The sequence below is a fragment of the Pantoea sp. GD03673 genome, from assembly GCF_029844725.1.
Taxonomy (GTDB): Bacteria; Pseudomonadota; Gammaproteobacteria; order Enterobacterales; family Enterobacteriaceae; genus Pantoea.
Genome location: NZ_JAOCKJ010000005.1, coordinates 197,772 through 212,085, shown reverse-complemented (window position 1 = coordinate 212,085; position 14,314 = coordinate 197,772). Strand labels below are relative to the sequence as shown.

The 14,314-nt window shown below is 57.2% G+C and carries 10 protein-coding genes; 5 read left to right on the top strand and 5 right to left on the bottom strand.

Annotated features, from left to right (window positions below; all coding sequences use genetic code 11):
* The 3 genes from folP to rlmE all read right to left on the bottom strand — a co-directional run bounded on the left by folP (position 1) and on the right by rlmE (position 3,582).
* Positions 1-834: a dihydropteroate synthase gene (gene folP / locus N5J69_RS11345; protein WP_279770362.1), complete on the bottom strand. Its 834-nt coding sequence runs from the start codon at positions 832-834 to the stop codon at positions 1-3.
* Positions 835-913: 79 nt separating this feature from the next.
* Positions 914-2,839 carry an ATP-dependent zinc metalloprotease FtsH gene (gene ftsH, locus N5J69_RS11340; protein WP_279770361.1) on the bottom strand — a complete coding sequence of 642 codons (1,926 nt, stop codon included), beginning with the start codon at positions 2,837-2,839 and terminating at the stop codon, positions 914-916.
* Positions 2,840-2,952: 113 nt separating this feature from the next.
* Entirely contained in the window at positions 2,953-3,582 is a 630-nt protein-coding gene (gene rlmE / locus N5J69_RS11335; protein ID WP_031375418.1) for a 23S rRNA (uridine(2552)-2'-O)-methyltransferase RlmE, read from the bottom strand.
* 127 nt (positions 3,583-3,709) lie between these two features.
* Here rlmE and yhbY point away from each other — a divergent pair, with 127 nt between their 5' ends.
* Positions 3,710-4,003 (top strand): ribosome assembly RNA-binding protein YhbY, encoded by a 294-nt coding sequence (yhbY, locus tag N5J69_RS11330; protein ID WP_010251809.1) that lies wholly within the window; start codon positions 3,710-3,712, stop codon positions 4,001-4,003.
* A 106-nt stretch (positions 4,004-4,109) separates the two neighbouring features.
* Here the strand turns inward: yhbY and greA are convergent, their stop codons facing one another.
* A complete protein-coding gene (gene greA / locus N5J69_RS11325) occupies positions 4,110-4,586 on the bottom strand; it encodes a transcription elongation factor GreA (RefSeq protein WP_010251811.1) in 477 nt (158 codons plus the stop codon).
* A 249-nt stretch (positions 4,587-4,835) separates the two neighbouring features.
* Between greA and dacB the strand changes: the two genes are divergently transcribed.
* Complete coding sequence (dacB, locus tag N5J69_RS11320; protein ID WP_279770359.1) at positions 4,836-6,269, top strand: serine-type D-Ala-D-Ala carboxypeptidase; 1,434 nt, start codon at positions 4,836-4,838, stop codon at positions 6,267-6,269.
* Between the two features lie 60 nt (positions 6,270-6,329).
* Here the strand turns inward: dacB and N5J69_RS11315 are convergent, their stop codons facing one another.
* Positions 6,330-8,594, bottom strand: coding sequence for a TonB-dependent siderophore receptor (locus tag N5J69_RS11315; protein ID WP_279770358.1), 2,265 nt, complete (start codon positions 8,592-8,594; stop codon positions 6,330-6,332).
* Between the two features lie 249 nt (positions 8,595-8,843).
* Here N5J69_RS11315 and fes point away from each other — a divergent pair, with 249 nt between their 5' ends.
* The 3 genes from fes to N5J69_RS11300 all read left to right on the top strand — a co-directional run bounded on the left by fes (position 8,844) and on the right by N5J69_RS11300 (position 14,281).
* Positions 8,844-10,055, top strand: a complete 1,212-nt coding sequence (fes, locus tag N5J69_RS11310; protein WP_279770356.1) for an enterochelin esterase — start codon at positions 8,844-8,846, stop codon at positions 10,053-10,055.
* 82 nt (positions 10,056-10,137) lie between these two features.
* Entirely contained in the window at positions 10,138-10,359 is a 222-nt protein-coding gene (locus N5J69_RS11305; RefSeq protein WP_279770354.1) for an MbtH family protein, read from the top strand.
* Positions 10,352-14,281 carry an enterobactin synthase subunit F gene (locus N5J69_RS11300; RefSeq protein WP_279770352.1) on the top strand — a complete coding sequence of 1,310 codons (3,930 nt, stop codon included), beginning with the start codon at positions 10,352-10,354 and terminating at the stop codon, positions 14,279-14,281. Before N5J69_RS11305 ends, N5J69_RS11300 begins: the two co-directional genes overlap by 8 nt.
* Positions 14,282-14,314: the final 33 nt, after the last annotated feature.

Here is a 14,314-nt window from a genome sequence, read left to right as displayed (position 1 = left end):
TTATCCTTTTGCTCTTCGGGTCGCTTCGACCACGCGCATCGCTTCGGCCGTCTCTTTTACGTCATGCGCGCGAATAATCTGCGCACCCTGCATGGCAGCAATCACCGCACAGCTCAGGCTGCCGGTTAAACGCTGTGACGGGCCGACATTTAACAGCTGGCCAATCATCGATTTACGCGACATTCCCACCAACAGCGGCAGGCCAAAGTGGTGAAAATCGCTGAGATGAGCCAGCAGTTCATAGTTGTGGCTGAGATTTTTACCGAAACCGAAGCCCGGGTCGAGTATCAGCTGCTCTTTTTTAATTCCTGCCGCTTCGCAGCGTGCAATCTGCTGAACGAAGTAAGTGTCCACTTCGGATAAGACGTTTTCATACACCGGTGCCTGCTGCATGGTGCGCGGTTCACCCTGCATATGCATCAGACAGACAGGAAGTCCGGTAGCCGCTGCAGCTTCCAGCGCACCCGGTTCGGAGAGGGAACGTATGTCGTTAATGATGTGAGCACCCACTCGCGCAGCTTCCCGGATGACTTCCGCTTTCGAGGTGTCCACTGAGATCCAGACTTCAAAACGCTGGGCAATGGCATCGATCACCGGAATCACCCGTTCCAGCTCCTCCTCCACGCTCACCTCATCCGCACCGGGACGGGTAGATTCACCGCCTACATCAATGATGGTTGCGCCTGCATTAACCATCTCATTGGTATGCGTCAGCGCATCAACCAGCGCATTATGTTTGCCACCATCTGAAAAGGAGTCCGGCGTGACATTCAGAATGCCCATCACATGAGGAAAAGATAAATCGAGATGGGAATCACGGGCAAACAACTTCATGGTGAAAACTCCTTGCTGATCAATATCTGGATGTAAAAAACCCCGGACCAGCCGGGGTTTTGTCTGACGATGTTGCGTCTTATTTGTTGTACTGCTCTGACATGGTATTGCCTGGGTTCGGCGTACGCGGTTCATCAACCGGACGTGGCGCTTTTGGCGTACCGTTGCTGTCTGAGTTGCTGCCTGGATCTTCCCAGCCCGCTGGCGGACGCACTTCACGGCGCGCCATCAGGTCATCGATCTGCGGTGCATCAATGGTTTCATACTTCATCAGCGCATCTTTCATCGCGTGAAGGATGTCCATGTTCTCACCCAGAATGCGGCGGGCGCGCTGGTAGTTGCTGTCGATCAGGTGTTTAACTTCCTGGTCGATGATACGCGCCGTTTCATCAGACATGTGCTTCGCTTTCGCAACAGAACGGCCAAGGAACACTTCGCCCTCTTCTTCTGCATAGAGCAGCGGACCCAGTTTGTCCGAGAAGCCCCACTGCGTCACCATGTTGCGTGCCAGGTTCGTCGCGACTTTAATGTCGTTCGACGCGCCGGTAGAAACATGTTCTGCACCGTAGATGATCTCTTCCGCCAGACGACCGCCGTACAGGGTCGAGATCTGGCTTTCCAGTTTCTGACGGCTGGCGCTAATCGCGTCGCCTTCAGGCAGGAAGAAGGTCACACCCAGCGCACGGCCACGCGGGATAATCGTGACTTTATGCACAGGGTCATGCTCTGGCACCAGGCGACCAATAATGGCATGGCCCGCTTCGTGGTAGGCAGTTGACTCTTTCTGCGATTCCGTCATCACCATGGAGCGACGTTCCGCACCCATCATGATTTTGTCTTTCGCTTTCTCGAACTCGACCATCGACACGACGCGCTTGTTTGAACGTGCGGCGAACAGCGCTGCTTCGTTCACAAGGTTAGCCAGATCGGCACCCGAGAAGCCAGGCGTACCACGTGCAATGATTGCTGCATCAATATCTGTGGCCAGTGGCACACGACGCATATGCACTTTCAGAATCTGCTCACGACCGCGAACATCTGGCAGGCCAACCACAACCTGACGGTCAAAGCGGCCTGGACGCAGCAGTGCAGGGTCCAGTACGTCCGGACGGTTCGTTGCGGCAATAACGATAATACCTTCGTTGCCTTCGAAACCATCCATCTCAACCAGCATCTGGTTCAGCGTCTGCTCACGTTCATCATGACCACCGCCTAAACCGGCACCACGCTGACGACCTACGGCATCGATCTCATCAATGAAGATGATGCACGGTGCAGCTTTCTTAGCCTGTTCGAACATGTCGCGCACACGGGATGCACCGACACCGACAAACATTTCCACAAAGTCAGAACCGGAGATGGTGAAGAAAGGCACCTTCGCTTCACCGGCAATGGCTTTTGCCAGCAAGGTTTTACCGGTACCCGGCGGCCCCACCATCAGAACGCCTTTTGGAATTTTACCGCCCAGCTTCTGGAAACGGCTCGGCTCACGCAGATATTCCACCAGCTCAGCCACTTCATCTTTCGCTTCGTCACAACCGGCTACGTCGGCGAAAGTGGTTTTAATCTGGTCTTCCGTCAACATGCGGGCTTTGCTTTTGCCGAAGGACATCGCGCCCTTACCGCCGCCGCCCTGCATCTGACGCATAAAGAAGATCCACACACCGATCAGCAGCAGCATCGGGAACCACGAAATGAAGATAGAAGCCAGCAGGCTTGGCTCTTCTGGCGGTTCGCCAACCACTTTGACGTTTTTGGTCAAGAGGTTATCGAGCAACTTGGGATCGTTGACAGGAATGTAGGTCGTGTATTTATTGCTGTCTTTTTTAATGACGTTAATTTCACGCCCGTTAATACGTGCCTCGCGGACCTGATCCTGGTTCACTTCCGACAGGAAGGTTGAATAATCAACCCGACGGCCATTTGACTCGCTGGGCCCAAAGCTCTGGAATACTGACATCAGCACGACCGCGATGACTAACCAGAGAATCAGGTTTTTCGCCATGTCACTCAAGGGATTAACCTCATATTACAACGGTGTTAACAGATAGCGTAGGGTACTATAGATCCTGCATACATGGAATCGCAGCAAAGCTGCGGACTTCTCCAGCAATTTGGTTATAGTTTGCGCCCAGTCGCCACAATGTACACTTCACGTGAACGTGAACGTGAAGCGTCCGGCTTACGAATTTTTACTTTCGTAAACAGGGAGCGAATTTCCCGCAGGTATTCATCGAAGCCATCTCCCTGAAACACTTTCACTACAAAACTGCCGCCGGGTGCCAGGATATCCCGACACATCTCCAGCGCCAGTTCCACTAAATACATCGACCGGGGAATATCTACGGCAGGTGTACCACTCATATTCGGTGCCATATCAGACATGACAACCTGAACTTTCTGATCGCCAACACGCTCAAGCAGCGCATTGATCACCGATTCTTCACGAAAATCGCCCTGAAGGAAATCGACACCGACTATCGGATCCATGGGCAGGATATCACAGGCAATGACTCGCCCTTTATTCCCGATTTGCTGAACCACATACTGCGACCAGCCACCAGGTGCAGCACCCAGATCTACCACGGTCATGCCGGGTTTGAAAAGCTTGTCACCCTGTTGTATTTCATCAAGTTTAAACCAGGCGCGCGAACGCAACCCTTTTTTCTGCGCCTGAAGCACATATTTATCGCTAAAGTGTTCCTGTAGCCAGCGGCTGGAGCTGGCCGAACGCTTTTTACCCGTCATAATAATTCCAGTTAAATCGTCATCGTAGCGATAAACCTGCACGCAAGGGGTTGCGTCGATTTGGTGATATACCCGAGATGGCGGTAGAATGAACCGTTTTCAATCCCTGAGTAAGTAAAATACTACGATGAATCTAAGTACCAAACAAAAACAGCACCTCAAGGGCCTCGCCCATCCGCTCAAGCCAGTGGTTATGCTGGGTGGCAATGGCCTGACTGAAGGCGTGCTGGCCGAAATCGAGCAGGCTCTGTCGCATCACGAACTGATCAAGGTAAAAATCGCCTCTGAAGATCGTGAAACGAAACAGCTCATCGTTGAGGCTATCGTGCGTGAGACCGGTGCCAGCAACGTACAGGTGATCGGCAAAACGCTGGTGCTGTATCGCCCTTCTAAAGAGAGCAAAATTTCTCTGCCACGCTAAGTGGGCAAAGAAAGTGACATGCTCTTACCTCAGATAAAAGGCCGCAATGCGGCCTTTTTCCTTTCTTTACATTGTGCTTAAACGCTTTTCAAAGCGTAGCAACATCTTAAAGGTATTCCACCTTCAGGATCTCATACTCAACGTCGCCGCCCGGGGTTTTAACGATCGCCACATCATCGGCCTCTTTACCCACCAGGCCACGCGCCATTGGCGAATTGACCGAAATCAGATTTTGCTTAAAGTCCGCTTCGTCATCGCCCACGATGCGATAGGTGGCTTCTTCGTCGGTCTCGACGTTCAGCACGGTCACCGTTGCGCCGAAAATGACGCGGCCGGTTTTAGGCATCTGCGTAACGTCGATAACCTGTGCATTGGAGAGCTTGGCTTCGATCTCCTGAATACGACCTTCGCAAAAGCCCTGCTCTTCACGCGCTGCGTGATATTCCGCGTTCTCTTTTAAATCGCCGTGTTCGCGTGCATCAGCGATAGAGGCGATAATGCGCGGGCGCTTCACGGTTTTCAGCTCGTTCAGCTCTTCGCGCAATCTTTCAGCGCCTCTTAACGTCATCGGAATCTGATTCATTTAAGCTCCTCGCCCTCTTTCCTGTTTAACGATGTCATCCTGACTGGTGACCGCAGAAAAAAGCGCTCTGCGGCGCATTAGCCCGTTTTTGCAAATAAAAGAATCCTGACCCGGAAATGCTTCCAGGCCAGAAAAGAGTTTTGCAATTTGATACGTATTTTACCCCAGAGTTCCCTGCGGGTCATCGTTTACTTTGCACCGCCCAGCGACGTAGTATTGACGCCCTCACCTGCCAGTTACCGCGAGATTATGCGATTTTCACGACTTGTTACCGGATTAAGCTGCGCATTTATGCTGCAGGCACACGCAGCGCCAGTTGATGAATACATGCAGTACCTGCCTGATGGTGCCAATCTGGCGCTGATGGTGCAAAAAGTGGGTGCATCAACACCGATCATTGATTACCACGGAAAACAGATGGCCCTGCCCGCCAGTACCATGAAAGTGGTGACGGCGCTGGCGGCCTTGCTGGAACTGGGTGGCGACTACCGTTTTCAGACCACCTTTGAGACCCGTGGTGCCATTATAGATGGCACCCTGAACGGCGATTTAGTCGCACGTTTCGCCGGTGATCCTACCTTAAGCCGTCAGGATCTGCGCAATATGGTGGCGGCATTAAAGAAGCAGGGCATTAACCATATTAAAGGTAATCTGGTTATCGACACCTCGGTTTTTGCCAGCCACGACATGGCACCGGGCTGGCCGTGGAACGACATGACCCAGTGCTTCAGCGCCCCGCCGGGTGCGGCGATTGTGGATAAAAACTGCTTCTCTGTGTCGCTCTACAGTGCCAGTACGCCAGGTGAGAATGCTTTTGTGCGCATCGCGTCCTATTATCCGGCGCATATGTACAGCCAGGTCCGCACCATCGGCCGCAACAGTGGCGAAGGCCAATATTGCGAGCTGGATGTCGTGCCGGGTGAGCTGAACCGCTACACCCTGACAGGCTGTATGCGCCAGCGCGCCGAACCCCTGCCGCTGGCCTTTGCAGTGCAGGATGGGGCCGCCTGGGCAGGCGAGATCCTTAAGGCGGAACTTCGTTCGTCAGAGATTGACTACAGCGGCCATCTGGTGCGCCAGACGCAGGTCACTGAGCCAGGCACCGTGCTGGCTTCAACCCAGTCTGCCCCGCTGCATACGCTGCTGCATACCATGCTGAAGAAGTCAGACAATATGATAGCCGACACGGTGTTCCGCACCATTGGTCATCACTACTTCAACGTACCCGGCACATTCCGCGCCGGACAGGACGCTGTTCGCCGCATCCTGAAAGCCAAAGCTGATATCGATATGGGCAACAGCATTCAGGTCGATGGTTCCGGTCTGTCGCGACACGATCTGATCTCGCCGCAAACCATGATGCAGGTGTTGCAGTTCATTGCGAAGAATGACAACACGCTGGACTACATCTCCATGCTGCCGCTGGCGGGTTATGACGGTACGCTGCAGTATCGCGGCGGACTGCATGAGGCGGGACTGGATGGCAAGGTCTCAGCGAAAACCGGTTCACTGCAGGGCGTTTATAATCTGGCGGGCTTTATTACCACCTCCAGTGGCGCACGGGTGGCGTTTGTTCAGTTCCTTTCCGGTTATGCGGTGCCGCCGGAAGATCAACGTACCCGGCGTATTCCGCTGGTGCGTTTTGAGAGCCGACTCTACCGCGATATTAACCAGAACAACTGATTAAGCAGAAAAAAACGCAGCGGGCGATGAACCTGCTGCGTTTTTTTAGAGCGGAGCCGATCAGAAGCGGGTGTTGACGCTCATATAATAGGTACGCCCCGACTCGTTAAACGTGTTGGCACCCGCGCCGTAGAGATAAGCGCCGGTAGTGGCATTGCCGGTGGTCTGCGCGTTGCCCTGACGGAAATGACGCTTGTCGAACAGGTTGTCGATACCTACCGTAACGCTGGCATACTTATTAACGTCATAGGTGCCGCTCATCCCCACCACTGAATAGGGGCTGACCTGATCGGTGGCGCTGCCGGTGACGGCGTTACCCTTATAGTCGTACTTCTTCGGCATCTGTTTGCCGTACCAGGTCAGGGTTGTCTGCAGCGAAAGATCCTGCATTGCCTGCCAGCTCAGCGTTGAATTGAGCGTATATTCCGGAATAATCGACAGGCGATCGCCGGTCTCTTTATTCTTACTCTGCAGCATATAAGTGAAGTTGTTATTCCACGTTACGCTGTCGGAGAACGGGACGTTAACCGTACCCTCCAGCCCCTCAACCACCGCTTTTGGCACATTCTCCCATTTGTAGATGTCGGTTTTACCGTTAGACGCGGTGCCGGTGGGTGCCGTACCGGCCTCAATCTTGTTGCGGTAATCGTTGCGGAACCAGGTCAGACCCGCCTGATAATTCTCGCGCTTCCACTCCAGCCCAATCTCTTTGTTAATACTGTTTTCCGCTTTCAGGTCATCATTACCCATCAGATAACAGGCACCGGTACTGGCAGCACAGCCCTGACCATTGCTGTAAAGCAGATAATTCGGGTTAGTCTGGTAGAGGCTCGGCGCTTTATAAGCGCGTGCAATGCCCATTTTCAGGGTGAACTCATCCCCCAATCCCTGTGACAGGTTGAGCGACGGGCTCCAGTTATCGCCGACTATCGAATGGTGATCGAAGCGCAGACCCGGCGTCAGCATAGTGCTGTCAGTCAGCTCAATATTGTCTTCGGCAAACAGCGAGAAGATCTCCGCCTGCGAATAAGGCGAGCGGCCGGTCGTCGCAATGCCCGGAATCGAACCGTAGCTGGCAGCCTGGGTCGTCGAGGACGGATCCTTCATCCGCTGCTGATTCCACTCCGTGCCAAAGGTTGCAGTCTGATTCACCAGCCACTCAAACGGCACGCTGATCTCACTGTGCAGCAACACATCATCCAGCTGGATGGTATTGAAGTTGCTGTTGGAAAATATGCCTTCAGTGCCGCCCGCCAGCCCTTCGTTCAGACGCGAGTTGCGGGTGTTTTCATACTGCGCATAGGTATTGGTGCTGATGCCATTATCCCAGGCCCCGGTCCACTTAACCGAAAAGTTCTGGCGATAGAGCCGGTTGGTTTCGTCACCATATTTGCTTTTTACAAGCGCGTTGGTATTAGTGTTCTGGGTGTCGCCCGCATAAAGGTTACCCTGACGGCTGTAACCGGCCCCCACTTCCAGCGCCTGCATCGGTGCAAACGCCCAGCGCAGCAGGCCATGAATGTCTTTATTGACCGATCCTTCCCGGCCCGCCGGGTAGGACCCCGCGTAGCTGCCGGTGCGGTCTGCGGCGTGCCCTTCATTGATGTCGTAAGCATCGGCCTGCGTTTTTGCCAGCCCCCCATAGAGCCGGAAACTGACATCATCGCCCAGCGGTCCTTCAAGGCTGAAGTTGGTGCGCCGCGTCGCGCCCTCCTCCTTGTGTTCCGGCACGTTGTAATAGGCGCTCCACGAGCCGTGCCACTGATTATCCATCGCTTTTTTGGTGATGATATTTACCACCCCACCTGCCGCGCCATTGCCGTAGCGGGCCGCTGCCGGACCGCGAATCACTTCTATACGGTCAATGATCTCTGGCGGAACCCAGTTAGTGTCGCCGCGTGTGTCGCGCTCGCCACGCCAGCCAAGCCGAACTGCGTTACGGCTGGTCACCGGCAGGCCATCGATCAGAATAAGGGTATTTTCCGGTCCCATACCGCGGATATCGATCTGACGGTTGTTACCACGCTGGCCGCTGGTGGAGTTCCCCGTCAGGTTGACACCCGGCATGGTGCGGATGATTTCGGCGACGTCGCGTGCAGGCGGATGTTTTTTGATTTCGTCAGCGGTAATCGTCGACACGCCAGGTGCCTGCAGCGTCTGTTCAGCGGCAGTGACCGTCATGGTGCCGTCGTGGAGCGTGTCTGAGGTGCTGTTGATCGCCGGGTCGCTGTTGGCTTCAGCAGCCATTGCGCCAGCAGAAATGAGAGAGGCGGTGAAACCCAGTTCAATCATAATGGCTAACGAAAGCCGGGATAACTTTTTCATTTTTCTGTTCCTGGAGTGCCAGCGAGCATGCCACTGCCGGCGTACCGGTAAAAAGGTCATAACCTTGCCTGTCACGCATTAGCCTCTCGCCACACCGGCTTCCGGACTCCGTTGCACCCGTCTGAAACCCGATGCGGCAGAGAGCATGCGCACGCTCCCTGTCGAGCGGAAACACCCTATTGCAAATGCAAATAATTATCAATACTATTATCCATAACATGCATGACCCGAAGTAAGTGTGATCGAATAATGGCGCGTATGACGTGGTTGAACGAAGAGACCGGCAGCGAACGCTGGTGGCAACAGCAGCAGCAACAGGGCATTCCCCTGATTGAACCCGACGAAAAAGGCACCTGTCAGGTCACCTTCTTCTGGCGTGATCCGCAGGGTGATCCGCAGCATTCAGAGACCCGGCGCGTCTGGATCAACATTACCGGTGTAACCGATCATCATCACTCATTCACCCCTTCCTCCTTAACACCCGTTCCTCATACTGATGTCTGGTGGTGGCAAACCACCCTGCCCGCTGACTGGCGCGGCAGCTACTGCCTGATCCCAGACAACCAGACAGAGACGTTTACCGGGCAGGCTGATATGCAGGCGCTGCGTCAGTGGTGGGGGCAGAAATTCCAGCAGGCGCAAAGCGACCCGCTGAATCCTCTGCGGAGCTGGGCAGGCGGTCGTGGCATGACCGTTTCACCATTACATCTGCCGCTCGCACCCGATCAGCAGGTATGGCGTGCCGTTGATGAAGGCCGCGCCGCTACTCTTCCGCTGCAACAGCATCTGTGGCACAGCGAAAGGCTGGGCAATAAGCGTCAGGTCTGGATGTATGTCACCGGTGAGGCAGATGCAGGCGATCGTCCGCTGGCACTGCTGCTGGATGGTCAGTTCTGGGCGCACAGCATGCCGGTTGCCAATCCGCTTCAGCAGCTCACTGAGGCAGGCGAACTGCCTCCTGCGGTCTATGTGATGATCGACATCATCGACCGCGAACACCGCACGCGTGAACTGACCTGTAACCCTGATTTCTGGCTGGCGATTCAGCACGAGCTGTTACCCCAGGTTCAGCAGTGGGCACCGTTTCGGACCGACAGCACGCTGGTGGCCGGACAGAGTTTTGGCGGCCTTGCTGCCGCTTACGCCACCCTGAACTGGCCGGAAACCTTTGCAGGTGCCGTCAGTCTTTCCGGTTCGTTCTGGTGGCCCGCACGCGGCGATCCGAATGGCTGGCTGCCACAGCAGTTACAGCAGGGTGTGCTGCAGGCTCCTTCCCGCCGCTTTTATCTGGAGGCAGGACGGCGCGAACGACTGATTCTGGCGGCAAACCAGCAGTTTCAGCGCGATCTGATCGAGGCAGGACATCAGGTCAGCTATCACCCGGTTGAAGGTGGTCACGATGCGCTGTGCTGGCGCGGCGGACTGCTGGCAGGCCTGAAAGCTTTGTGGCAATTGTCATAAACCGCTGATACCCCGCCGGCTGCGCGCGGCTATGCAGGAGAGCGGCGTTCACGCGCCCGGCAATCGCGGACAGGAGACCAACATGCAACAACTCAATCATTTCGACGATCCTCAGCAGGATTGTCAGGTGCTGAAAAACGATCAGCAGCAATACAGCTTATGGCCCGCCTTTTGTGCCGTTCCGCCAGGATGGCAGCCTGTGTTTGGCCCCGAACCGCAGGCCCGTTGCCTGCGCTGGCTGAATGAAAACTGGCACGATATCCGTCCGGTTATGACGCAGGACAGTGGGAGCCACAATGTCTGAGACCACTCTGCACCCGCTGACACAGCAAAAAACATGGCCGCTGGTGGCCGCTCAGCCAGGCATCTGGATCGCCGATCAGTTATCCCCCTATTCCAATGCCTACGCTGTGGCGCATTTCGTTGAACTGCGAGGTGCGCTGAACAGCGTGCTGCTTTCCCGCGCCATCGTTGCTGGCATGCAGGAGGCGGACACGCTGAATATGGCTTTTGGCGAGCATGAGGGTGAACCGCTGCAGTGGTCTTCACCCCAGCGTTTCCGCGAGCCTGACCTGATCGATCTGCGCGACGCCGCCGATCCGGAGGCCGCCGCACGTGCGCTGATGCAGCAGGATATGTCCGGCGATCTGCGGGTGCTGAGCGGAGGGCCGCTCTATCATCACAGCCTGATTCGGCTGGGCGAGGAGCACTGGTACTGGTATCAGCGCTACCATCATCTGGTGGTTGACGGTTTCAGCTTCACCGCCCTGACCCGCCGTATCGCCCATCTCTACAGCGCCTGGCAGCTCGGCGACACGCCGGAGCCGAGCCCGTTTGTGCCCTTCAGCGAGGTGGTCGACGAGTATCAGCGCTACCAGCACTCGTCGGGCTGGCAGCGCGATCGCCAGTTCTGGCGGGAGAAAGGTGCGCAGTTGCCTGCGCCCGCCTCGTTGTCCGCGCTGCCGCTGGCGGGTCAGAGCGCCAGCACCAGCCTGCTGCGGCACACGTTTGCTGTGGATCGACACACTTTTCAGGCGTTGCTGGCGCATACCCGGCAGCAAAACCTCAGTGCGGCAGATACCGCCTTTGCGCTGGTGGCATTGTGGCTGGCACGTCTCACCGGTCAAAACGACTTTGCCGCCGGTTTCATCTTTATGCGCCGCATCGGCTCAGCCGCACTCTGTGCCACCGGCCCGGTGATCAACGTATTGCCCATGGCGGTCCATTACGATCCGGCACAGCCGCTGACGGCACTGGCCGCCCAGCTGGCGGGTGAAGTCAAAAAAATGCGTCGTCACCAGCGTTATGACGCAGAGCAGGTGCAGCGCGATCTGAAGCGATCCGGCGACGGCGATCCGCTCTATGGACCGGTGATCAACCTGAAAATGTTCGACTACCAGCTGGATTTCGCGGGCATTGAAGGTGTGACCCACCAGCTGGCGTCAGGTCCGGTTCGCGATCTGGAAATTGCTATCTACCTCAGCGAACAGGGCGACCTGACGCTGGAATTGCTCGCCAATGCAGAGCGCTACAGCAAAGACGCGCTGAAACAGCATGCCAGACGCTTTGGCCTGCTGCTTCAGCAGCTTGCCGTCCGGCCGACGTGCGCCTGTGGCGAGCTGGATATGCTGATGCCAGAGGAACATGCGCAGCTGGCGGCGATCAATCAGACCGCCGTGATGCTGCCCGCAGAGACGCTCAGCAGCCTGCTGCGGCAACAGGCACAGCGTACGCCGCAGGCCCCGGCGCTGGCGGATACCGTGCATCAGCTCACCTATCAGCAGATGCAGCAGCAGGTCGCCGCGCTGGGACAACAGCTGATTGCGCAGGGTGTAACGCGGGGTGACATCGTCGCCGTGGCGCTGCCGCGCTCGGTCTTTTTATCGCTGGCGCTGCAGGCGATTGTCAGCGTGGGCGCAACCTGGCTGCCGCTCGATACCGGCTATCCGGACGATCGGCTGCAGATGATGCTGGAAGATGCCGCGCCGAAAACGCTGATCACCTGCCGCGAACTGGCGGACAGGCTGGCGGCGCTCTCACCGGTCGCGCCACTGTTTTATGACACACTGTTAACACCGGTCGATCGTTTGCTGCCACAGGGCCCACGCCCTCATGATGCCGCTTACATCATCTACACCTCCGGCTCCACTGGCCGCCCAAAAGGCGTGCTGGTCAGTCACGAGGCCATCGTCAACCGGCTGCTGTGGATGCAGGATCGCTATCCGCTCGGCAGTGAGGATGTGGTGTTGCAGAAAACCCCGAGCAGCTTTGATGTCTCGGTGTGGGAGTTCTTCTGGCCAGTGATCGTCGGCGCACAGCTGGTGATGGCCCCGCCTGATGCCCACCGCGATCCGGAAGCGCTGCAGCAGCTGTTTTCCCGCTACCGCGTAACCACGACCCATTTTGTTCCGTCGATGCTGGCAGCTTTTGTCGGCTCGCTACAGGATGACGACGCGGTAGCCAGGTGTACCACCCTGCGTCAGGTGTTCTGTAGCGGTGAAGCGCTGCCCGCTGCACTGTCGCGCCAGTGGCAGGCGCTGACGCAGGTGCCATTGCATAACCTGTATGGCCCGACCGAAGCGGCGGTTGATGTCAGCTATTACCCGGCATCTGGCCCGGAGCTGGCCGCCGTCGAAGGTGCCAGCGTGCCCATTGGTTTCCCGGTCTGGAACACCGGCTTACGGATTCTGGATGCGCGTCTGCAGCCGGTACCGCCGGGCGTAGCAGGCGATCTCTGGCTGACCGGCGTGCAGCTTGCGCATGGCTATCTTGATCGTCCCGACCTCACGGCCAGCCGGTTTGTGGCCGATCCGTGGGGGCACGGCTCCCGCATGTACCGCACCGGCGATGTGGCACGCTGGCTGCCAGATGGCGCGGTTGAGTATCTGGGCCGCAGCGACGATCAGCTTAAAATTCGCGGACAGCGCATTGAGCTGAATGAAATCGATCATGCCCTGGCTGCGCTGCCCGGCATTGAGCAGGCCGTGACGCACGCGGTGGTGCTGGGCAACAACAGCGATCTGCAGGGCGATGCCCGCCAGCTGGTCGGCTATGTGGTGACGAATGGCCCGGTCGATACCGAAGTCATGCGTCAGACCCTGGCAACACAGTTACCCGCGCATATGGTGCCGGTAGCGATTATTCCGCTGACGGCGTTACCGCTCAGCAGCAACGGCAAACTGGATCGCAAAGCGCTGCCGCTGCCGCAAACCCGGACAGCAGTCGATGGTCGTGCGCCACACCCGGGCCTGGAAACCCTGCTGGCGCAGGCGTTTGCCACGCTGCTGGAATGTGAATCCGTCAGCGCACAGGATGATTTTTTTGCACTGGGGGGTCATTCGCTGCTGGCGATGCGGCTGGCGGCGCAGCTGCGCCGGATGCTGAATCAGCCGGTGTCGGTTGGCCAGATTATGGTGGCCGCTACGGTGGAGAAGCTGGCGGCCCTGCTGAGCGTCGACGCCCCGGAGAGAGCCCGCGCCGGATTTGAAGCGGTATTACCGCTGCGGCGCAGCACGGGCCCGACGCTGTTCTGCTTCCATCCCGCCTCGGGGTTTGCCTGGCAGTTCAGCGTGTTACAGCGCTATCTGGATGCACGCTGGTCGCTGCTGGGGATTCAGTCACCCGACATTTCCAGTCCGCTTAACCAGGCACAGCACCTTGATGCCGTGTGTGACGCGCATCTGGCGACGGTGCGCCAGGAGCAGCCACAGGGGCCCTACTATTTTCTGGGCTATTCGCTGGGCGGCACGCTGGCACAGGGCATCGCCGCACGGCTGGAGGCCGAAGGTGAAACGGTCGCCTTCCTTGGGCTGCTGGATACCTGGCCGCCAGAAACGCAGAACTGGGATGAACGGCGCGGCGAAAACGTGCTGGATCCGGCGGTGCTGGCAGAGGTTGCGCGTGAGCGAGAGCAGTTTATCGCAGCGCAGCGGCAGCAGGCGGGGGAAGGCATGGAGGCGCTGTTTACCACCATTGAAGCCAACTACGCCAGTTCAGTGCGCCTGCTGGCCACGGCGCGCAGTGTCCGCTTTAACGGACACGCCACGCTGTTCCTGGCGGAACAGACGCAGCAGCCTGGTCAGGATGCACGCCGCGCCTGGGCGCCCTGGGTTGGGGAGCTAACCGTCTGGCCGCTGGACTGTGCGCACATCGAGATCATCTCACCGCGCATGTTCACGCAGATTGGCCCACGACTGCAGCAGTGTCTGGCAGCGCTGAATCCGTAAACGTCCCGCGCCTTCTCTTTCCGGAGAAGGCGC

What these genes read in the sequence shown, in the direction of transcription:
- folP (WP_279770362.1), bottom strand. Translation starts at nt 834, where the DNA reads ATGAAGTTGTTTGCCCGTGATTCCCATCTCGATTTATCTTTTCCTCAT.
- ftsH (WP_279770361.1), bottom strand. Translation starts at nt 2,839, where the DNA reads ATGGCGAAAAACCTGATTCTCTGGTTAGTCATCGCGGTCGTGCTGATG.
- rlmE (WP_031375418.1), bottom strand. Translation starts at nt 3,582, where the DNA reads ATGACGGGTAAAAAGCGTTCGGCCAGCTCCAGCCGCTGGCTACAGGAA.
- yhbY (WP_010251809.1), top strand. Translation starts at nt 3,710, where the DNA reads ATGAATCTAAGTACCAAACAAAAACAGCACCTCAAGGGCCTCGCCCAT.
- greA (WP_010251811.1), bottom strand. Translation starts at nt 4,586, where the DNA reads ATGAATCAGATTCCGATGACGTTAAGAGGCGCTGAAAGATTGCGCGAA.
- dacB (WP_279770359.1), top strand. Translation starts at nt 4,836, where the DNA reads ATGCGATTTTCACGACTTGTTACCGGATTAAGCTGCGCATTTATGCTG.
- N5J69_RS11315 (WP_279770358.1), bottom strand. Translation starts at nt 8,594, where the DNA reads ATGAAAAAGTTATCCCGGCTTTCGTTAGCCATTATGATTGAACTGGGT.
- fes (WP_279770356.1), top strand. Translation starts at nt 8,844, where the DNA reads ATGGCGCGTATGACGTGGTTGAACGAAGAGACCGGCAGCGAACGCTGG.
- N5J69_RS11305 (WP_279770354.1), top strand. Translation starts at nt 10,138, where the DNA reads ATGCAACAACTCAATCATTTCGACGATCCTCAGCAGGATTGTCAGGTG.
- N5J69_RS11300 (WP_279770352.1), top strand. Translation starts at nt 10,352, where the DNA reads ATGTCTGAGACCACTCTGCACCCGCTGACACAGCAAAAAACATGGCCG.